The organism is Actinomyces sp. SKVG-SVH-4(1) (assembly GCF_048514265.1).
Classification (GTDB): domain Bacteria; phylum Actinomycetota; class Actinomycetes; order Actinomycetales; family Actinomycetaceae; genus Actinomyces; species Actinomyces oris.
On sequence record NZ_JBGEVE010000016.1, the window covers coordinates 19,123 to 39,902 of the forward strand.

General features: G+C 70.8%; 16 protein-coding genes. 4 read left to right on the plus strand and 12 right to left on the minus strand.

What is annotated here, in order from left to right; genetic code table 11:
* Positions 1-245 precede the first annotated feature (245 nt).
* Both AB7V09_RS11300 and AB7V09_RS11305 read left to right on the plus strand, forming a co-directional pair.
* Positions 246-1,514: a class I SAM-dependent methyltransferase gene (locus AB7V09_RS11300; protein ID WP_010614577.1), complete on the plus strand. Its 1,269-nt coding sequence runs from the start codon at positions 246-248 to the stop codon at positions 1,512-1,514.
* Positions 1,515-1,587: 73 nt separating this feature from the next.
* The gene (locus AB7V09_RS11305) at positions 1,588-2,820 is read left to right on the plus strand and encodes a glutamate--cysteine ligase (RefSeq protein ID WP_178388701.1); all 1,233 of its coding nucleotides are present in this window, start codon (positions 1,588-1,590) and stop codon (positions 2,818-2,820) included.
* Between the two features lie 48 nt (positions 2,821-2,868).
* Here AB7V09_RS11305 and AB7V09_RS11310 read toward each other — a convergent pair whose 3' ends face one another.
* Positions 2,869-3,165, minus strand: a complete 297-nt coding sequence (locus AB7V09_RS11310) for a hypothetical protein (protein WP_419143821.1) — start codon at positions 3,163-3,165, stop codon at positions 2,869-2,871.
* 383 nt (positions 3,166-3,548) lie between these two features.
* The gene (locus AB7V09_RS11315) at positions 3,549-7,361 is read right to left on the minus strand and encodes an ABC transporter ATP-binding protein (protein ID WP_419143822.1); all 3,813 of its coding nucleotides are present in this window, start codon (positions 7,359-7,361) and stop codon (positions 3,549-3,551) included.
* A gap of 120 nt (positions 7,362-7,481) precedes the next feature.
* Here AB7V09_RS11315 and AB7V09_RS11320 point away from each other — a divergent pair, with 120 nt between their 5' ends.
* Entirely contained in the window at positions 7,482-8,204 is a 723-nt protein-coding gene (locus AB7V09_RS11320) for a TetR/AcrR family transcriptional regulator (protein WP_419143823.1), read from the plus strand.
* On the opposite strand, the gene tsaD is transcribed toward AB7V09_RS11320, so the two are convergent.
* On the minus strand, positions 8,188-9,234 hold the full coding sequence (tsaD, locus tag AB7V09_RS11325) for a tRNA (adenosine(37)-N6)-threonylcarbamoyltransferase complex transferase subunit TsaD (protein ID WP_314920280.1): 1,047 nt from the start codon (positions 9,232-9,234) through the stop codon (positions 8,188-8,190). The two genes, AB7V09_RS11320 and tsaD, sit on opposite strands and share 17 nt — an antisense overlap.
* A 150-nt stretch (positions 9,235-9,384) precedes the next feature.
* On the opposite strand from tsaD, the gene AB7V09_RS11330 reads away from it, so the two are divergent.
* Positions 9,385-10,071, plus strand: a complete 687-nt coding sequence (locus AB7V09_RS11330) for an HAD-IA family hydrolase (protein ID WP_419143824.1) — start codon at positions 9,385-9,387, stop codon at positions 10,069-10,071.
* A gap of 292 nt (positions 10,072-10,363) precedes the next feature.
* On the opposite strand, the gene AB7V09_RS11335 is transcribed toward AB7V09_RS11330, so the two are convergent.
* The 9 genes from AB7V09_RS11335 to AB7V09_RS11375 form a co-directional block, all read right to left on the minus strand.
* Positions 10,364-11,134, minus strand: a complete 771-nt coding sequence (locus tag AB7V09_RS11335) for a succinate dehydrogenase/fumarate reductase iron-sulfur subunit (RefSeq protein WP_003785183.1) — start codon at positions 11,132-11,134, stop codon at positions 10,364-10,366.
* On the minus strand, positions 11,131-13,131 hold the full coding sequence (locus AB7V09_RS11340; RefSeq protein ID WP_419143825.1) for a fumarate reductase/succinate dehydrogenase flavoprotein subunit: 2,001 nt from the start codon (positions 13,129-13,131) through the stop codon (positions 11,131-11,133). Before AB7V09_RS11340 ends, AB7V09_RS11335 begins: the two co-directional genes overlap by 4 nt.
* Before the next feature lie 12 nt (positions 13,132-13,143).
* On the minus strand, positions 13,144-13,896 hold the full coding sequence (locus AB7V09_RS11345) for a succinate dehydrogenase cytochrome b subunit (RefSeq protein WP_201445058.1): 753 nt from the start codon (positions 13,894-13,896) through the stop codon (positions 13,144-13,146).
* A 388-nt stretch (positions 13,897-14,284) separates the two neighbouring features.
* Positions 14,285-14,890, minus strand: coding sequence for a GNAT family N-acetyltransferase (locus AB7V09_RS11350; RefSeq protein WP_419143826.1), 606 nt, complete (start codon positions 14,888-14,890; stop codon positions 14,285-14,287).
* Between the two features lie 25 nt (positions 14,891-14,915).
* Positions 14,916-15,674: a tRNA (adenosine(37)-N6)-threonylcarbamoyltransferase complex dimerization subunit type 1 TsaB gene (tsaB, locus tag AB7V09_RS11355; RefSeq protein ID WP_419143827.1), complete on the minus strand. Its 759-nt coding sequence runs from the start codon at positions 15,672-15,674 to the stop codon at positions 14,916-14,918.
* Between the two features lie 9 nt (positions 15,675-15,683).
* Positions 15,684-16,733 carry a hypothetical protein gene (locus tag AB7V09_RS11360; RefSeq protein ID WP_419143828.1) on the minus strand — a complete coding sequence of 350 codons (1,050 nt, stop codon included), beginning with the start codon at positions 16,731-16,733 and terminating at the stop codon, positions 15,684-15,686.
* Positions 16,730-17,350 carry a tRNA (adenosine(37)-N6)-threonylcarbamoyltransferase complex ATPase subunit type 1 TsaE gene (gene tsaE, locus AB7V09_RS11365; RefSeq protein ID WP_314157007.1) on the minus strand — a complete coding sequence of 207 codons (621 nt, stop codon included), beginning with the start codon at positions 17,348-17,350 and terminating at the stop codon, positions 16,730-16,732. The genes AB7V09_RS11360 and tsaE overlap by 4 nt, the downstream gene beginning before the upstream one ends.
* An 80-nt stretch (positions 17,351-17,430) precedes the next feature.
* Entirely contained in the window at positions 17,431-18,747 is a 1,317-nt protein-coding gene (gene alr / locus AB7V09_RS11370; protein ID WP_419143838.1) for an alanine racemase, read from the minus strand.
* A 121-nt stretch (positions 18,748-18,868) separates the two neighbouring features.
* Positions 18,869-20,779: a bifunctional ADP-dependent NAD(P)H-hydrate dehydratase/NAD(P)H-hydrate epimerase gene (locus tag AB7V09_RS11375; protein ID WP_419143829.1), complete on the minus strand. Its 1,911-nt coding sequence runs from the start codon at positions 20,777-20,779 to the stop codon at positions 18,869-18,871.
* Position 20,780 lies beyond the last annotated feature (1 nt).

A 20,780-nucleotide genomic window follows, 5' to 3' on the forward strand; every position in this document is an offset into this window, starting at 1 on the left:
CCGGCACCGAGCCGGGACTCCTCCTCAGCCATCAGCCACCCACCCGCCTTCCCGTCCAGCACCTTTCGGCCCTGCCGGCGCGCGGGGCCTTGGCCACAAGCCTACTCACCACCTGCCAGGCGCAGCACTCAGGGGTCTGAGGGTCCCCGAGCCCCCGCCCGGCCTCCCCGCCTGGACCCGCCTTTCCGCCCCGCCCAGTGAACATCACGCCCACTGGCAGGTTCTGCATGAAATGATCGGGGGTGATGGCTGAGAACCACGTTGCGCTCCTCCTGACCCCCGAGGGCTGGGAGCTTCTGTCCTCCCTGCCCCCCTACGACCCCTCCGAGGCCCTGTCCCTGGGGCGCTCCCTGCGCGAGGAGGGCCACTCCCCTGCCCTGGTGGCGGCTGCGCTGACGCAGCAGCGCCTGCGCGAGCGGGCCGCAGCGAAGTTCGGACCCTTCGCCCAGCAGATGCTCTTCACCGCCGACGGCCTGGAGCAGGCCACCCGGCTGACGGTCTCGGCCCACCATGCGGCCCGTTACGCGGCCGCGGGCGTGACGAAGGTCGCGGACCTGGGTTGTGGGATCGGGGGCGACGCCGTCGCCCTGGCAGGGCTCGATCTGCCGGTGCTCGCCGTTGACCGAGATGAGGCCGCGGCCGCCCTGGCCACCATCAATCTCATGCCCTTCCCCCACGCGAGCGTCGAGTGCGCCGACGCCTTGGAGATCGACCTAGTCGAGCGGGGGGTGGACGCCGTCTTCGCCGACCCCGCCCGCCGCGCCGACGGGCGGCGCATCACCGACCCGGAGCAGTGGTCTCCGGCTCTGTCGCAGGTGCTCGCGCTGCGCGAGACCGTGCCCGCCCTGGGAGTCAAGGTCGCTCCCGGCATCGACCACGCCGCTCTGCCGGCCGACGCCCACACCCAGTGGGTGAGCGTGGACGGCGACGTCGTCGAGGCGGCCATCTGGTGCGGTCCGCTGGCACCGGAGGGGCCCGGGCGCTCCGCACTGATCCTGCGCTCGGGGGCGCAGGGCCCAGCCGCCTGCACACTGGTCGATCCCAGCACCACCGACCCCTCACAGCCGCCGGTCCAGGTCGACCCGATCGGCTCGCCCGAGGAACTGGGCAGCATCATCCACGTTCCCGACGGCGCCGCCGTACGCGCCGGACTCATCGCCCACCTGTGCGAGACCCTGGACGCCAGGCCGGTGGGGCCCCGGATCGGCTACCTCACCGGAGAGCGCCTGCCCGATGAGGCGACTGCCCCCTTCGTGCGCTCCTTCCGTCTCACCGAGGTCCTGCCGCTACGGCTCAAGGCCCTGCGCTCCCGTGGCCGCGAGCTCGGTATCGGGCGTCTGGAGATCCTCAAGCGCGGAGTCGACGTCTCCCCCGACGCCCTGCGCGCCTCGCTGAGGCTCAGCGGTCAGGAGTCGGAGACCTGGATCCTGACCCGGGTGGGAGACAAGGCGAAGGGCGCCGTCCTCGTCGTCGAACCGATCACCGGCGTCTCGTCGGCTCACTCACCGACGTAACAGAACCCTTCCCGCGACAACAGACCCCTGTCACCACCCGCGAAAGCCCCGAGGAACCCGAGGAGACCAGGACATGCAGGACACGACTGACACGACGAGCCCTATCGCCGCTCCTGCCGACGCTCAGCCGTCGCCGGCTCACCGCCCCCAGTCCCTCCCCTTTGCCGGCTCGGCCCGCTCCACGTTGGGGGTGGAGTGGGAGCTGGCCCTCATCGACCGCGACAGCCTCGACCTGCGCCAGTGCGCCGAGGAGATCCTCCAGAAGGTGGGCCCGGACCCGCACGTGCACGGCGAGATGATGCTCAACACCATCGAGCTGGTCTCCGGGGCCCGCAGGACCGTGCCCGAGTGCATGGAGGACATCGCCTTCGCCTTCGACCGCGTTCTTTCCGTCACCGATCCCCTGCGCGTGGACCTGGCCTCGGCCGGGACCCACCCCTTCGCCGACCCGCTGGTGCAGAAGGTGACCAATGCCGAGCGCTACGCGCGCCTGGTGGACCGCACCCGGCTGTGGGGTCACCAGATGCTCATCTTCGGCACCCACGTCCATGTCGGCGTCGAGGACCGGAGCAAGGTCCTTCCGATCCTCAAGGCCCTGCTCACGCGCACCGCCCACCTGCAGTGCCTGAGCGCCTCCTCGCCATTCTGGGCGGGGGCGGACACTGGCTACGCGGACAACCGCGCCATGATGTTCCAGCAGCTGCCCACCGCCGGCGCCCCCGAGCAGTTCAGCACCTGGGAGCAGCTGGAGAGCTACACCGGGGACCTGGTCCACACCGGCGTCATCGAGGACTTCACCGAGATCCGTTGGGACGTGCGCCCCTCGCCGCGCCTGGGAACCATCGAGGTGCGGGCCTGCGACGCCGCCACGAACCTGACCGAGCTGGCCGGCATGGCGGCGCTGACCCAGTGCCTCGTGGAGTCCTTCTCCCGCACCCTGGACCGGGGTGAGGAGCTCGATGCGCTGCCGGACTGGTACGTCGCCGAGAACAAGTGGCGCTCCGCCCGCTACGGCATGGACGCGATCCTCATCGTCAACTCCGCCGGTGAGGAGGAGCTGGTGGGAGACACGGTTGAGCGGATGCTCACCGAGCTCGCTCCCGTCGCCGAGGATCTCGGGTGCGCCGCGGAGCTGGAGTCCGTGCGCACCACGCTGGAGACGGGGGCCTCCTATCAGCGTCAGATCGCCGCCGTCGGGGCCTATGGAGGGCAGCGGGAGGCGGCCGTCAGGCTGCTGCTGGCCGAGGCCCGCGCGGGCAGGCCCCTGCGTCCCACCGAGGTGCTCTCGCTGGCGGCCAAGTCCTGAGCCGAGCGCCGGCGACCCACCTGTGGCCGGTGGCGTCGGGGCTCCGGCTCAGGAGCACCCCGTCCGCCGCTTCATCTCCTCACGCAGAAGGCTGGTCATGCTGGTGACGGGGATCCCCAGCAGGGCGGGAAGCGGGATCGTTGTGTCACCGTGGGAGAAACTCCTCTCCAGCCTGCGGTGCTGCGATATGCGCTCCACCGGATACCCCGCCCGCAGGCACACGCTCACCATCCCGACGGCCACGAACCCGACCAGCGCTCCGAGCTTTGCTCGAAAGACCGCTGAGGAGCCGGCGAGGACCCGGGCGGAGGGATCGGCTTGCGCTGCAGTGGAAGAGGTGGGCACGAATTCTCCTTATCCTCCCGCAGGACGAACAATGGAAAACGCAAGAGAGAACAACATGCACTGACGTACCGACAGAACACGGAACCAAACGTCCGGGGTACATCAGAGCATTTTCCTCCCCGCCTGTAGCGCACACCTTCCAAGCCATCACTTCATTGCTGCCACAATTCTTCGAAACATTGTATTGCAATAAAGCTCACCTCGCATCCAAGCCCATGAACTCATTTCCCTCTCGGTCCTCCTCTGACAGTCTCACGGATCCCCTGAGGCGCTGAATCATCTGCTCACTGAGAAGTCGGCCTGGCATCCGGGCTCGTGCCCCACTGCTATTGGGAGCCGGCACGGGCCCGAGTCTCGACCGGCGTTCGGTGATTCCTGGGGGATCATCCCTGCCTCGATACGAGAGCCCAACCACGTGCCCGGGTGCGCTGCTCCCAGAAGCTGCGGTAGGGCCCCTCGACGGAGACAAGCTCATCGTGGTGTCCCCGCTGAGCGATGCGCCCGGCGTCGTCGAGAACGACGACCTGGTCGGCGGCGGCGATCGTCTCAAGCTTGTGGGCGATGACGATGAGGGTCGAGGTGCGGCGCAGCTCCTGCATCGCGGCGACGATATTGGCCTCGTTCTCGGCGTCCAGTGCGCTGGTGGCCTCATCGAGCAGGACGATCGGGGCTCGTTTAAGCAGGGCGCGGGCGATGGAGACGCGCTGGCGCTCCCCACCGGACAGGGCCCGCCCGCCCTCTCCCACGCGCGTGTCCCAGCCATGGGGCAGGCGGTCGACGATCTCCGTGACGCCGGCGAGGTCCGCGGCCCAGCGCACCTGGGCGTCGTCGGCCGCGGGGTTGCCGATGCGGATATTGGCGGCCAGGGTGTCATCGAAGAGGTAGACGTCCTGGAAGACCATGGAGAGCTGCTCCATGAGCTGGGAGGTCGGCATGTCGCGCACGTCGGTGCCGCCGACACGCACGGTTCCCGAGTCCACATCCCAGAAGCGGGCGACGAGGCGGGCAATAGTCGTCTTTCCGCTGCCGGAGGGACCCACGATCGCGCACATGGTGCGTGCCGGCACCTTCATCGAGACCCCGGTCAGGACGGGCGCGTCGGGGCGGTAGCCGAAGACGACATCGTCGAGCTCGACGACGCCCGGCTCGGGCAGCGAGCTGGGCTCCTGCGGCTCGGCCATGAGCTCGGCATCCATGACGGCGTCGAGGTGGTTCATCATCTGGCGCCGCTCCTCCACGCCCATGACGGCTGCTCCGATGTCGTCGAGCATGGTGGTGAAACGCAGGCACATGCCGATAACGGCGATGGCCACCAGCGGCTCCATGGCGCCGGAGGCGGCCAGCGAGGAGGTCAGGACGATCATGGCGACGACGACGATCTGGCTCAGCGCGCCGTTGACGAGGTTGCCGGCGGACTCCCACCACAGGGCGTGCCTGGAGGCTCGGGCCCCGTCGTCGAAGGCGGCGGTCAGGCGGCTGTAGCCGGAGGCGGCCTTGCAGGATCGCAGGGCGCCCTGGCAGCGGGCGATCTCGACGATGCGGGTGGCGAGCTCGCGCTCGGCGGGCTCGGAGATGGACTTGCCGCGGTCCAGCAGACGGCGCGAGAGGCGCACGAGTCCGGCGAACAGGGGTGCGGCCAGCGTCAGCAGGAGCCCCAGGCGCCAGTCCCAGGCCCAGGAGCCGACCCCGACGACCACGCATGCAGCAGCAGTGGAGGTGAGCAGGTACATGAAGTGGGCGGCGGACTCCCCCAGGGCCACCATCTCCTGGCTCACCGCCCGGGACAGGGTACCGGCGGAGTCGGCGGTGAACCAGCGCAGGGGCAGGCGCGCGATCCGGTCGCCCACTGCGTGGTGGACGTCGTGCATGAAGCCCAGCGCCCCCGACATGCCCAGGCGCCGCCCCTGGAAGTCACAGACGGCCGCACCGAGACCGAGAACGACCAGCACGACGAGCCAGCCGCCGAAGGACAGCCCCCACCGGGGCGCTCCGGTTGCCAGAGCCACTGAGGCGGGCAGCAGCACCAGCAGCGCCAGTCCCACCAGGACCCCATTGACTCCCGCCAGGGCGATGCACCCTCGGGTCTGCCTCCAGGAGGAGTCGGTCATGAGCCGACGGAAGCGGGACAGCAGGGAGTCCACCGGCTGGGAGGACCCACCGAGGGTGGAGGGGACCGGGAGCGAGGCCCCCACCCGCCTATCCCGGTCATCAATGCGGGAGGGCGCCACTGCCGAGGCGCCGCCGTCAGCCACACTGTCGGCCGCGCCGTCGGCGAGTGCGGGGCCAACCGTCCTGGTCTCAGTCTCGTCACCGTCCACCTCCGTAGCACCTTCGATCTCACCGGCCTGGCGCAGCAGGGCCCGGTAGTGGGGCTCATCGGCCAGGTCATCGTGGGCGCCGGCGGCGACGATGCGTCCGCCGTCCATGACGGCGAGGCGGTCGGCGCCGCGCACGGCGGCCGGCCGGTGGGCGATGACCAGGACGGTGCGGTCCTTGACCAGGGCGCTCAGTGCCTGCTGGATCTCGGCCTCGGACTCGGGGTCGGCCATGGCGGTGGCCTCGTCGAGCACGATGACGGGGGTGTTCAGCAGGATGGCGCGGGCGATGGCGATGCGCTGCTCCTGACCACCCGACAGTGCCGTGTCCTGCCCCAGGACGGTGTCGTAACCCTGTGGCAGCGCCATGATCTCCTCGTGGATGCGGGCCACGCGGGCGGCGGCGCGCACCTGCGCCAGATCGGCCTCGGGGCGCCCGAGGGCGATGTTCTCGCGCACGGTGGTGGCAAGCAGCTGGGCGTCCTGGAGGACGAAGGAGACGGTGGAGTACAGGGTGGACTCGTCCATGTCCCGCAGGTCCACCCCGCCAATGCGGACGGCTCCGGCGTCGGGGTCGGCGAAGCGGGCGATGAGGGTGGCCAGTGTCGACTTGCCCGAGCCGGAGGGGCCCAGCAACGCGGTCACGGTTCCCGGTTCCAGGGTCAGGCAGGCGTCGTCGACGGCGAGGACCTCCCCGTAGGAGAAGGAGACGTGGTCGATCTCGACTCGCTCCGCGCGGGGCTGTGCGGGCCGGTCGGCGGCGGGCAGGACGGGGGTGTCGAGGACCTCGCACAGGCGCAGGGCTGCCGCGCCGGCGAGCTGGTAGGACCAGGAGATCGAGGCGATGGTGATGAGGGCGGCGGGCAGGACCAGGGCGACGAGGGTGGTGGCCAGGACCTGGGGCAGGGTGACGGCCCCGGCGTGGATGAGCAGCGCCCCACCGCCGAGGTTGACCAGGAGCAGCACGGGGATGGAGACCCAGGTGAAGGACAGGCAGGTGACGGTCACCAAGGGCATCGCCCAGGCGCGGTAGAAGGCAGAGAACTCGTCCGCAGCGGTGAGGTAGGCCGAGTGGGCGCGTCCCACGCGTCCGAAGGCCTTGACCACGCCGATCCCGGAGACGAACTCGACCATGGCCGAGGAGATGGCGGCCAGCTTGCGGTCCATCTCCACGGTCTTCTCGTTCATGCCACGCATGGACACCGAGTAGGTGAGCGCGTAGAGGACGAGTGCGGAGACGGCCAGCAGGGCCAGCCGCCAGTCGATCCAGAAGGTGCACCCCAGCAGGGCCAGTGGGGTGACGATGGCGTTGAGGCGCTCGACGGGACCGTGGGCGATGACGGTGTGGACGAGGGTCGTGTCGTCCTGAACGGCCTTGCGCAGGCGCCCGGAGGTGGAGGCGGTGAACCAGGACAGCGGGGCGTGGGAGATGCGCGCAACGATGTCACGGCGCAGGCGGTCGCGCAGGGACAGGTCAGCCAGGTGGGTGATGAGCAGCGCCAGGAAGTACAGCAGCAGGCGGGTGGAGTAGGCGCTGACGAGCACCATGACCACGCCTGACACCTGCTGAGAATCCGGGCTCAGGCCCGCCCGGTGGGCGCGCAGCAGGATGTCGCCGAGCTGGACCAGTGCGATGTAGGGGGCCACCGCCAGGACCGCGGAGAGCAGGACGAGGACCTGACCGATCCGCAGGCGGGTGCGCACGGGGGCGCCGAGACGGGCGATGGCTGCCTGCCCCTCGCGCGAGCGCTGGGCGTTGCCCTGAGGGGTCGGCTCAGCTGCGTCGTCAGGCGCTGCTGCACCGGCTGAGGGCGGCGACGACGGCGCGGGCGATGGATACGGCGAGGCTCCCGGAGCTGACGACTGTGTCCGCGTGCTCATCAGGTATCCCAACCTTCCGTCGACCCTAATTCTGAATGGCTTTCAGAACTTAGTGAGGTCCACCTTACTCTCGCCGCTGAACCTCGGGCAACAGCTCGCACGGACCATTACGGTGCTGCCATGACACGATCTGCGCGACTGGGCCGACCGACCGGACCGAGACCGGGCTTCTCGCGCGACGACGTCGTCGATGCCGCCCTCGAGATCGGCATCGCGGAGTTCACGCTCACGGCGGTGGCCAAGCACCTGGGAGTGGCGGTCTCCGGGCTGTACCGCACGATCTCCTCGCGCGAGGATCTGCTGGCCGCCTGCCTGGAGAGGATCGCCGCCGAGGTGGACGCCCCGGCCACCGGGAGGCGCTGGCCCGATGCGGTGCGGGCCCACGCCGAGGCCATCTGGGCGATGCTGGAGCGCTACCCCGGCCTGGCCGGAGTCATCATGGGGGTGTCGTGGGCCCACCAGCTCTTCGCCGCCCCCGTGGCCCAGGCGTGCCAGGTCCTGGTCGACGGCGGCCTCGGGGTCGAGGAGGCCGGGGTGGTCCTGGACTTCGTCGGCGACACCGTCATCTCCACGCACGCGCAGATCGAGGTCATGCGCTCCCCCGCGGCCCCCTCGGGGCTGGGCGGGCCCACAGGACTGGAGGAGACCAGCCGGTTCGCGGCCGCCGCCGGGAACCCTCCCCTGCCCGAGGCGCTGACGCCCAACGAGAGCTGGCTGGAGCGCGGCGGCCTGGACCGCAAGATCGAGATCATCATCCGGGGAGTGGCCGCCGGCCTGCCCCCGAGCGCAACGGATACCGGAGGGCAGTCGGTCTCAGGGGGCGACGTCAGTGGGCAACGCTGACGTCCAACGGCATCCCCGAGTCCGGGGCGAAGTCCATAGGGCTGGGGGCAACACCGGCCCGCACGGCCGCTGACCCCAGGGCTGCGATCTGGGCGCCGTTGTCGGTGCAGAAGCGCAGTGGTGGCAGGCGCAGGGTGATGCCGGCCTCCTCACAGCGCTCGGCCGCCAGGGAGCGCAGGCGGGAGTTGGCCGAGTACCCTCCCCCGACGACGAGCGTGTCGCAGCCGGTGTCCAGGCAGGCCTGGACCGCCTTGGCCGTCAGGGAGTCATTGACAGCCTCGGAGAAGGCGGCGCAGACGTCAGCACTGGGCACCTTCTGGTCGGAGTCCTCCAGAGACTCCACGTAGCGGGCCACGGCGGTCTTGAGACCGGAGAAGGAGAAGTCGTAGCGGTGGCGCTCCTTGTCCTTGCCCGCGGCCAGCCCTCGGGGGAAGCGGATGGCGCCGCGGTCGCCCTCCTGGGAGAGCCGGTCCACGTGCGGGCCGCCGGGGTAGGGCAGGCCCAGGAGGCGGCCGACCTTGTCGAAGGCCTCGCCGGCGGCGTCGTCGAGAGTGCCGCCGAGCTCGACGACGTCGGTGGCGACGTTGCGGATACTCAGGAGGTTCGAGTGGCCGCCGGAGACGATGAGTCCGACGAAACGCTCCGGCAGGGGGCCATCGACCAGCTCATCGACCGCCAGGTGGCCGATGACGTGGTTGACGCCGTAGATCGGCCGGCTCAGGCTCGCGGCCAGGGCCTTGGCGGCCGAGATGCCGACGGTCAGGGAGCCGATGAGTCCGGGGCCGGCGCACACGGCGACGGCGTCGACCTCACTGAGGTCGACCCCGGCCTTCTCCAGCGCGGCGTCGAGGGTCGGAAGGAAGGACTCCAGGTGGGCGCGTGAGGCGATCTCGGGGATGATGCCGCCGAAGCGCGCGTACTGGTCCATGGAGGTGGCGGTGACATCGGCGAGGAGCTCGCGGCCGCGCACGAGGGCCACGCCGGTCTCGTCGCAGGTGGACTCGATGCCGAGAATGAGGGGGTCGCTCACGGGGCCAGACTATCGCCTGGAGAGACGGACGCCGAACAGGCGCCCATCGAGGCCTCGGGTACTCGCTGAGCACCGCGTCGCGGCGCAGGTTCACGCCTCCTTCGATAGGCTGACAGTGTTGCTCACGTCGATTCCGCCCCAGGAGGCGTCATGTCCGTTCAGCTGTGGTCGTCATCGGGAAGGGCCACCGAGGGGCAGGCGCCCCTGAGCAGTGCCGAGGCGCTTCTGTGCGATATGGATGGCACGCTGGTGGACTCCTCGGCAGTCGTGGAGTCGATGTGGGCCTCCTTCGCCCGGGACCACGGCATGAGTGAACGCTTCGACGAGATCATGGCCTACTCCCCCGGCCGCACCGGGCTCGACACGATCCGGCGGTTCCTGCCGGAGCTGACGGATGAAGAGCGGGACGCCGTCTACCAGTGCCTCGCCCGTGAGGAGATCACGCAGACCGCAGGGCGGATGGCGGAGATTCCCGGCGCCGCATCCTTCGTGGCGGCTTTGATCGATGCCGGCGTTCCGCTGGCCCTGGTGACCTCCGCGCCGATCGCGCTCATGCGAGTGCGCATGGAGGAAGCCTGCGTCCCCATTCCCCCAGTGGTCGTCTCCGCCGGCGACGTCGAGCGCGGTAAGCCCGATCCCGACCCCTACCTCAAAGCCGCCGAGCTCCTGGGCGTGCCGATCTCCTCCTGCCTGGTGCTGGAGGACGCCCCCTCCGGCTACACCTCCGCCCGGCGCGCCGGCACACAGGTCCTCCTCGTGGGCGACGGCGTCCCCGAGGCCGGCTCGCACGTCCCCCGCATCGCGGACTTCACCGGGATCACCTTCACCACCGGCTAGCGTCGAGCCGGGCCTGTCTCGAGGGCGGGGACATTCCACGCGGCCGGGCGCGTGTCGTTCCGGGCGTGGCCATTCGACGCCGTCGGCGACAGTAATCCTGTCACCGTACACGCAACATGCCCCCGTCCGGCAGAGAATGCCCCCGCACGCTCAGAAAGTCCCCACCGGCGTGCGCTGGTCAAAGGTATGCACGTAGAACACCACCGAGCCGGGCACTTTTCGCGACCCCCGACAGAATGTCTGGAGGACGACGCGAGAAGTGCCCGGCTCGGTATGGAGTGAGGCAGGTGGATCAGTGGGCGTGCTGGCCCTTCCACAGGGCGTGGCCGAGATCCCGGTTGAGGCGCGAGATGACCTCGAGCGGAACCGACTTGGGGCACACGGCCGCGCACTCGCCGATGTTCGTGCAGCCGCCGAAGCCCTCGGCGTCGTGCTGGTTGAGCATGCTCACCACGCGAGCCAGGCGCTCGGGCTGACCCTGCGGCAGCAGACCCAGGTGCGAGATCTTCGCACCGGTGAACAGCATGGCCGAGGCGTTGGGACACGCCGCCACGCAGGCACCGCAGCCGATGCAGGCGGCCGCCTCGAAGGCGGCGTCGGCCTTCTCCTTCTGCACGGGCACCGAGTGGGCCTCCGGGGCCCCACCGGTGTTGACCGAGATGTAGCCACCGGCCTGGACGATGCGGTCCAGGGCGGAGCGGTCCACGATGAGGTCGCGCAGCACCGGGAAGCCGGTGGAGCGCCACGGTTCGATCGTGATGGTGGAGCCGTCCTTGAAGGAGGGGTCCTCCGCCAGGTGGCGCATGTGCAGCTGGCAGGTGGTCGAGCGGATGGGCCCGTGGGCCTGCCCGTTGATGACCACACCGCACTGACCGCAGATGCCCTCACGGCAGTCGGAGTCGAAGGCCACCGGCTCCTTGCCCTCGGCGAAGAGCTGCTCGTTGAGCAGGTCGAGGACCTCGAGGAAGCTCATGTGCTCCTCGATCCCGCTCATGGCGTACTCCTCGAAGTGGCCCTTCGAGTCCTTGTTCTTCTGGCGCCAGATCTTGAGCTTGATGTTCACTTGTAACTCCGCTGCTTGAGCTCGATGTCCTTGTAGACGAGGTCCTCCTTGTGGAGGATCGGCGGCTGGTTCTCCCCGCCCCACTCCCAGGCGGCGACGTAGAGGAACTCGTCATCGTGCCGCAGGGCCTCACCCTCGGGAGTCTGGGACTCCGCCCGGAAGTGGCCACCGCAGGACTCCCGCCGGTGCAGGGCGTCGATGCACATGAGCTCGGCCAGCTCGAAGAAGTCCAGCAGTCGGCCGGCCTTCTCCAGGGCCTGGTTGAGCTCGTCGGCCTGGCCCGTGATGCGGGCGTCGCGCCAGAACTCCTCCTTGAGGGCCCGGATCTGCTTGATGGCGTCGCGCAGTCCGGCATCGCGCCGTTCCATGCCGCAGTACTCCCACATGATGCGGCCCAGGGCCATGTGGAAGTCGTCCACGCTGCGGGTGCCGCGAAGAGCCATGAGGCGGGCGACGCGCTCCTCGACGGAGCGCTTGGCCGCGGCGATCTCCGGGGCGTTGGGGTCGACCTTGCCCAGGCGCAGCATGTCCGCCAGGTAGTCGTTCATGGTGTCGGGCAGGACGAAGTAGCCGTCGGCCAGCCCCTGCATGAGGGCGGAGGCACCCAGGCGGTTGGCGCCGTGGTCGGAGAAGTTGGCCTCTCCGGCGATGTAGAGGCCCGGAACGTTGGACTCCAGGTCGTAGTCCACCCACAGGCCACCCATCGTGTAGTGCACGGCGGGGTAGATGCGCATGGGGACCTCGTAAGGGTCATCCCCGGTGATGCGCTGGTACATCTCGAACAGGTTGCCGTAACGGGCCGAGACGGCGTCCTTGCCCAGGCGGCTGATGGCCTCGGAGAAGTCCAGGTAGACGCCGCGACGCATCATCCGCTCGTTGCCGTTGGCGTCGCGCTCCTTGATGGCCGGTCCCACGCCGCGACCCTCGTCGCACATGTTCTTGGCCTGGCGGGAGGCGATGTCACGCGGCACGAGGTTGCCGAAGGCCGGGTAGATGCGCTCGAGGTAGTAGTCGCGCGCCTCCTCGGGGATGTCGCGCGGGTCCTTGTCGCAGTCCTCGGCCTTCTTGGGCACCCAGATGCGTCCGTCGTTGCGCAGGGACTCACTCATGAGGGTGAGCTTGGACTGGAAGTCCCCGGACTGCGGGATGCAGGTGGGGTGGATCTGCGTGTAGCAGGGGTTGGCGAAGTAGGCGCCCTTGCGGTGCGCGCGCCACACGGCGGTGGCGTTGCAGCCCATCGCGTTGGTCGACAGGAAGAACACGTTGCCGTAGCCGCCACTGGCCAGCACGACGGCGTCGGCCAGGTGGGTCTCGATCTTCCCGGAGACCATGTCGCGGGTGACGATGCCACGGGCGCGACCGTCGACGATGATGAGCTCGACCATCTCGTGGCGACGGAACTCCTTGACCGTGCCTGCGTGCACCTGACGCTCGAGGGCCTGGTAGGCACCGATGAGGAGCTGCTGGCCGGTCTGGCCGCGGGCGTAGAAGGTACGGGAGACCTGCACACCACCGAAGGAGCGGTTGTCCAGCAGACCGCCGTACTCGCGGGCGAAGGGGACACCCTGGGCCACGCACTGGTCGATGATGTTGGCGCTGACCTCCGCCAGGCGGTAGACGTTGTCCTCGCGGGCGCGGTAGTCACCACCCTTGACCGTGTCGTAGAAGAGCCGGTAGACGGAGTCCCCGTCATTGCGGTAGTTCTTCGCGGCATTGATACCGCCCTGGGCGGCGATGGAGTGCGCCCGGCGAGCCGAGTCCTGGTAGAAGAAGACCTTGACGTTGTAGCCCTGCTCGCCCAGGGAGGCGGCCGCGGCGCCGCCGGCCAGGCCGGAGCCGACGACGATGATGTCCAGCTTGCGGCGGTTGGCGGGGTTGACCAGCTTGGCCTCGAACTTGCGCTGCTCCCAGCGCCGGTCGATCGGGACGGAGTGGGGGGCCTTGGTGTCGGCGATCTTCTCGCCCTCGTAGTACAGGCCGTCGATGAGTTCAGTCATAGTCGTTCACTCTCAGTGGGTCGCCGCAACACACTCGGCGAAGTGCTCGGCGGAGGAGCCGATCGCGTCACAGAACTGCGGGTAGTAGTCACCAGTGGCCATGGGGGCATCGACATAGCCGAAGAGGATCGCCGTCGGAACAGCCATGAAGGCGGCGAACAGCGCGAAGGCCAGCACGAAGGCGATCAGCCGGATGAAGGGGACGGTGTTCCCCCGCACCGCGCCCAGCGTCTGCAGGGCGGACCACACGCCGTGCCACACGTGCAGGCACAGGGCGGCCAGAGCGACCGCGTAGATGAGCCACACCCACCACAGCTGGAAGCCGTAGTACATGTTGAGGTAGGCCCGTCCGTGCACGTAGTGTCCCCCCGGCGTCAGTGACAGGGTGGTGTACTGCAGGATGTGCCAGATGATGAACAGCAGGAGGATGACGCCGCCCCAGCGCATGGTGCGCATGGCGTAGCGGGAGGCGAAGTACTCGGCGCCGGGCTTCTTGACGGCGTACTTGTCGTTGCCGCGGGCCCGCTTGTTGCGGGCCCACAGGTGGAAGGCGCTGCCGGCGTGAGCCAGGAGGCAGGCGATGAGAGCCAGGCGGAGGATCCACAGGACACCGCCGTAGGGCATGATCGGCACCAGCAGTGCTCGCAGGAACACGGCGTAGTGATCGTAGGCGACCTCACCCTCGAAGTAGTGCAGGTTGCCGTAGGCGTGGAAGAGGACGAAGAACAGGAACACCAGTCCCGAGATCGCCATCATGCGCTTCATGAAGACGGTCGTGGAGAAGGCGGTCCGCCTCTTCAGGGAAGGAGCAGATGTTTTGGCCACGGCAGAAGGCTAGCCGGGCACCAGGTCCCGTAGGTGCCATCTGCGGCCCCACCAGCGACGTTCGTGTGACGATCCGCGGAATCCTGGGGATCTCACCGGGTCTCGATTCGTCATTCAACGCCGCGGAATATGCTGACGCCACCGTCTGAGGCCTCCTTTTCGTCACAGGGGCGTCAGACAAATCTGTGAAGTGGCCGACACTCGCCGCTTGTCCTCCCGCGGCCCATGTTTATCTCCGGTCGCTGCAGCATCCATCTGCTTCTTCAGGCCCAGCGCAATCCCTCCCGTCGGACTCCGGGGCTTGCTCCCGGTGAGTCGCCCCACGGACTCAGGCCCCGCTGGGATCACCGGCCTCGGCCCCCACCGGCCCCGGGCGCGGGCGCAGACTCAGCCGCATGACCACGGCGTCCTCCGGCGGCGCCTGGTAGTAGCGGCGGCGCCGGCCAATGGGAACGAACCCGTGCCTGGCGTAGAGCCGCTGGGCGGCCTCGTTGGACTGGCGCACCTCCAGCAGGACATCGGGGCAGCTCATCTCTCGGGCGGTGAAGACGAGCTCGGTGAGCATGAGGGAGGCGATCCCTCGTCCACGCGCGGCCGGGACGGTGGCGATGGTCAGCAGGTCCGCACTGGTCAGGCCGCCGGCGTGGTAGAGCCCGGCGTAGCCCAGGAGCCGTGGCCCGTGCGGCCTGACCCCGGCGGCGCGATCCGCGGCGTCATCGGCGTCACCGTCGCCATCGCTCTCTTCGGACTCGACGACGACGTAGCGGCGGTCCGCCATCGGCCCGTGGGAGGCCGCCAGCTCGGCGGCCAGCAGGTCACGGCTCCACGCCTCGGCTCCGAAGAGCTCGCCCTCGAGTCGGGCGACGGCCTCCAGGTCCCCCGCCGCCATCTCCCGCAGACCGCGGGCCCGGCCCGCTCCGGTCGCCTCGGGCACCTCAGTGTCCTTCTTCGCCCCGGGGTCAGCGCACGCGCTTGCGAGCGGCAGGCATCTGCACGTCGGCGTGGCGCAGGTAGAGCGGCTGCGTGCTCAGCTCCTCGCCGCGCTCGAGGCGGGCCAGGGCGATGCGCACCTGGGTCAGGGCATCGCCGGAGACGGGGGCCAGGGCCTTCTGGTAGGAGGCCATCTCCGCCAGCTCGGGGTAGAGGGAGGCACCGGAGCCGGCCACGACGTCGATGCCTCCACTCCCCCCGCCCGGTCCCGGTGCCTGCTCGGCGAGGCGCTGGGCGACCTGGGCCGGAGAGCAGACGATGATCTCGGTCAGGCGGGTGACGTCGTCGGGACCGTTGGCGCGGAAGAGTGCCGTATAGACCTCGCGCCTGCGGGCGTCGGTGGCGACCAGGACGACCGGCCCCGTCTGCCCCTCGTGGGACCCGAGCTCGTCCAGGGCGCGGCGGGCGACGGCGTCGAGGCTGGAGACCCCGTGGACGGGGACGCCCCGGGTGCGCCCGACGACCCCGGCCGTCACCAGCCCGGCACGCAGTCCGGTGAAGGGGGCCGGCCCGGTGGCGGCGACCACGGCGTCCAGCGGGCGCTCGGCCGCCTCGGGAGCCGACAGGGCCCGGGAGAGCATCTGTCCGAGGGACTCGGCGTGACGGCGGGTATCGGCCTGTTCGTCCTGGCTCAATACCCGCAGGGCGCGTGCGCCGGCGGCGGAGGGGGCGGCGTCGACGACCGCGAGCTGAGTCCCCAGGGAGGAGTCGATGGAGAGGATTCGCACCGGACCAGCCTATGCCCTCGGGTCTCGTGGCAGGTTGACGCGGCTCTCGGGGATCGTGTCCCCCAGGGTCTCACCAGCGGTCGCATCGGCGTCGTCCTCGGCCCCGTCCCCCAGCAGGGACAGGTCGATGGCGGCGCGGGGGATGCCCCGGCGTACTGCCGCCCCCTGGGTGTCGGACTCGTCCCGGCTGAGCCGGTCGGCGCGCTCGGCCATATCGGCGCGGTTGCGGGCCTGGCGCAGCGGGGCGGTCACCTTGCGCTCGTGACGCACCGTGATGATGACGGTAATGATCCCGACGACGACGACCGCCAGGACCGGCCCCCAGATCGCCCAGCCCCCCGTGGTGGAGCGCTCCTCGCTCTGCCCTGCGGAGGTCTTGGGCTTGGATCCGGCGCGTTCACGCAGGATCTCTCCGTAATCGCGCAGCTCGATGGGGCCGGCCAGGCGCCGCGTGGCGGCCTCCCCCATCGCCGTCACCGTGGTGCCACTCAGCGAGTACCAGGCGTTGGCGTTGCGGTCGTGGACGAGGTGGGCCTCGCCCATCTGGTCGACGTCGGTGGCCAGGTCGTCGTCGAAGACGGGGGTGCAGGTGGCGTGCCCCTTGTCGTGGACCACCTCGAGAAGACCGACAGGCTTGCCGCCCGAGGAGACGGTCGCGGCCCAGTCTCCGGTGTCGACGGGTTGGGCGGAGGGCTGGGAGCCGTCGAGGAAGCCGGAGGCCCAGGTGTAGACGCTGCGCGGATCACCCACCGTGATCTCGCCCTGCTCACCGGTGCTCTGACGCACCTGCGCCACGCACTCGCTCTCCATAAGCGCCTTGGCCTCGTCGCGCGAGTCGGCGTCGGCTGCGACTCCTGTCACGCCGCCGGCCGACGTGATCGGCACGGGGCGGGGGCCGGTGTCGGCAACGGCGCGGGCCGGCCCCGGGGCCAGGAGGCAGACACCCAGGAGCGTCACCGCCGCAGCCGGCAGGAGCAGGCGCCGAGGACGCCGGGAGCACTGAGCGGACCGGATGGGGATGGCGTTGCGGACCGGCGCCACGGTGGCGGGAGTGTTCACAGCGGCGCTCCCGGCTGGCAGGAGGCGTCTGCGCCCAGTGGGCTCAGGTCGACGTCGGCCCAGCGCGGACCGACGGCGCGCACGATGATCGTCCGGTTGCCGTCGTCGACCTCGCCAAGGTCCACGACCGGCTCCCCGGCCACCGAGCCGGCGGGGGCGTCCTCGGGCTGCGGGAGCTCGGCGCGCACGGCACCGTGGGGGCGCATCACCTGGATCTCCAGGCGGTCGGGGCTCAGGGCCTCGACCTTCTCCTCGCCCCACTCCACCAGGGTGACGGCGCGCTCCAGGGAGGAGTCCAGGTCGAGGGCGTCGATCTCCTCCAGGGAGGTGATCCGGTAGGCGTCCACGTGGATGAGGTCGGGGCCGTCGGACAGGGCGGGGTGCACGCGGGCGATGATGAAGGTGGGTGAGGAGACCCGGCCGCGCACCTCAAGGGCTGCGCCGATGCCCTGGGCGAGCGTGGTCTTGCCGGCCCCCAGCCCGCCGGAGAGCATCACGAGGTCGCCGGCGCGCAGCAGGCGGGCAAGGCGGGCCCCCAGTGCCCGGGTCTCGTCGGCGTCGCCGGTGGCGACGGTGATCCCGGGGGCGGTCTGCGGTGTGTGCGGCGCTGGGCTCATATTCCCTCCTCTTCCGTGCATGGATCCGATGGTGGAACCGGCCGGCCCGGTGGGGACCGGCGATATCCGACGTCTGCCGTCTAGGGTCGAGAGTAGTCGCCGGTGCCGGGTTCCCCGACGTAGCAGCGCGGGACACGAGCTCCCAACCGGGTCACGATCTCGTAGTTGATGGTGCCGCAGGCCTGCGCCCAGTCGTCCGCGGTGGGGACGGCCTCCTGGTCTGATACCTCGGGGGCGCCCCAGAGCACGGCGGTTTCCCCGACCCGGGCCGGTGCCGGCAGGGGCGCGCCAGTCTCGTCCACGGCCGGGCCGAGGTCGATGACCACCTGGTCCATGCACACCCGCCCCACGATGGAGGTCATGAGGCTGCCGACTCCCACGGGACCGGCGGAGCTGGCGGCGCGGGGGATGCCGTCGGAGTAGCCCAGGGGCACGAGCCCCACCCAGCGATCAGTGGGGGCGCTCCAGGTCCCACCGTAGGAGACGGCCTGCCCGGCCTCGATGCGCTTGACCTGCACCAGCGGGGACTCCAGGCGCATGGCGGGCCGCAGCCCGAGCTCGGCGCCGGTGGCCACGGAGGGGTCGGGACTCAGCCCGTACAGGCCGATGCCTGCGCGCACCAGGTCCATGCGGGCCTGCGGGTGCCATAGGAGTCCTCCGGTGGCGGCGAGGTGGTGAGTGGGCGGGTTGAGGCCGGCGGCGCGGACGACCTGCTCGGCCTGCCGGTAGCGCTCCAGGTGTTCCTCGGTGGAGCCGCTGGCCGGCTCGTCGGCGCGCGACAGGTGCGACCACAGGCCGACGACGTCGACCGTTCCCTCATCCTCGGCCCGCCTCAGCGCGGCGGCCAGGGCGGGCAGCTCCTCTGCGGTGGCGCCGCCGCGCGACATGCCGGTGTCGACCTTGAGATGGAGACGTGCCGCCCTCCCCTGCGCCCGGGCCGCCGCCGACAGGGCCTCGAGCTGGGGCAGGGTGGAGACCGACAGGTCCAGGTCTGCCGCCAGGGCGGCACGCAGGGGCGAGTCCTCGGCGGCCGCTCGGTCAGGCTCCATGACGGGCAGGAGCCAGGTGAGGAGCCGGGGGGCCTGCGAGGTGGGCTCCCCCGCCGGGCGGCTCACACCGGCCTCGTCCAGAAGGGCGCGCAGAGTCAGGGCCTCGGCGAGCTGGGCCACCCCCAGCCAGGAGGCTCCCGCCGACAGGGCCGTCAGAGCGACCGGCCCCAGCCCGTGACCGTAGGCGTCGGCCTTGACCACGGCCATCCACGGCACACCCGCCACCTGCGCCAGGCGCCGCCCGTTATGAGCCACGGCCGCCAGGTCGACAACGGCCCGCGAGGTAGTGGCCGCCGGCGGTGGCGCGCACTGGGCGACTGCCGGGCGCGGAGCGGCGGACGGGGGCATTGCGGCTGAGTCCAAGGAGGTGGTCACGGCGCGATTGTCGCACTGGGGCCGGTGGCGCCGCTGTTTCCTGGCGCACGCCTCCGGTCAGAAGGCCTGACGGATACCGCGTGGCTGACGCGTCTCAGACGTGGGGCACCGCCTGGAGCCAGTTGAGCTCGAGGCGGGCCGGGCCGAGGGCAGCGGCGATGTCCAGGGCGGCGATCGGGTGCCCGCCGGTCCCCGCTCCCCCGGCGCCCTGCGGGCTTGCTGCGGCATAGGCCCCCGCGAGCGCGTGCAGTCTGACGCCGGCGGCCACCGAGTCGACCAGCGTGTCCAGGACCGGGGCCGGCCCCGAGGCGTCCGGCGCGCCCGTCTCCCAGCGGGCGGCCGCGCCGGCCAGGACGGCTCCGAGGATCCCGGCCAGCACGTCCCCGCTTCCGGCGCTCGCCATCCAACCGGGTCCTCCGTCCACACTGACCAGGGGGCGCTGCGGCGCGGCGATGAGGGTGGTGGCCCCCTTGAGCAGGACGGTGGCGCCGGTGCGGCGGCAGATCTCGCGGGCGGCGAGCCCCGGGTGGGCCTCGACACGCTCGCGGCTCCAGCGACGGGTCTCCTGGGCCGGCGTCCCCTGATCCTCCAGCGCGATCAGCAGCGCGGCAGCCTCTCCGGCGTGCGGGGTCAGCACATGCAGTGGCGTGCATCCCAGGTCCTCGGTGAGGAGCTTGGGCAGGATGCTCAGGGCGCCGGCGTCGACGACGGTAGGGACCCGGGTGGGGCACTGCCGGTCTTTGCCGCAGGGACCCAGGGTGGAGGCGAGGACGGCTCGGACCTCATCGGCCCTGGTGGTGTCAGCGGGGTCGATGCCCGGCCCCAGGACGAGCGCCTGAACGCGTCCGGCGGCAGGAACGACCTCGGGGCGGGCGGCCAGGACGAGGTCCTCCACGCGTCTGGGGGCGGACAGGCGCACCATGCCGGCGCCGGCGCGTACCGCACCGCTGGCGGCCAGGACGGCGGCGCCGGGGTAGGACTCGCTGCCGGCCCACAGGCCGACCACGCCGCGGGTGTACTTGTGGTCATCGGGCCCGGGATCGCCAACAGCGCGGTTCAGGTAGTCGCCCAGGGCGCCGTCGACGGGGCGGCGGGCCAGGGGCCGGCTCGTGGGCGCGGGCAGTCCGAGGGGGACGACTTCGACGACGCCACACAGGTGCCGGGCCGGGGGCAGGCACTGGCATCCCTTGAGGCAGGTGAAGGTGACGGTGCGGTCGGCGGCCAGGACCGGGCCACTCACTGTGCCGTCGTCGACGCCGGTTCCGCTGGGCAGGTCGACGGCGATGACACGCAGCGGGCGACGCCCCGGCTCCCCGGCGGCGATGAGCGGGGCGATGAGGGCGGCGGCGTCAGGTCGCAGCGCCCCGGTGGCGCCGATGCCGGTGAGCCCGTCCAGGACGAGTCCGCCGTGGACGAGGAAGGCCTCGATAGCGGCCATGGCCTCGGCGGAGTCCTGGCCGGTTCCGTCGTCGCTGCGGTAGCCGGCGCCGTGAATGGTGACGCCGTGGCTGCGGGCCTCCTCCAGGGCGACGGGATGGGGGTGCTCGGTGACGAGCACGGCGCTGACCGCGCAGCCGCTGTGGGCGAGCAGACCTCCGGCCAGGAGGGTGTCGGCCCCGTTGTGGCCGCCGCCGACTAAGAGGAGTACCGGGGCCCCGGAGATCCATCCGGGGCCGGTCTGCGTCCCCGCCGCCTCACCTGCTCCTCCCAGCGGCGTCGCCGGGGACAGCGGTGAGGCTGGGGTGGCGGCCGCCCCCATGGGGCTCATCGCGGTCAACGGCGCCGGAACCGGCCGGGCGGGGGCCACCGCGGCGCCCGCGGTGCCGGCTCCTTGGCGCAGCTCGCGCAGCGCCGCCCGGGCCACCGCGTGGGCGGCGGCTCTCATGTAGCGGTCGGTGCCTGCGGTGACAGGGGCCTCCGCGGCCGCTATCTCCTGGGCGGGCCAGGCGCAGGTGGTGGGGTCGGTGACGTCGTGGGAACGCGGGAGGTCGTTGAGGTCACTCATC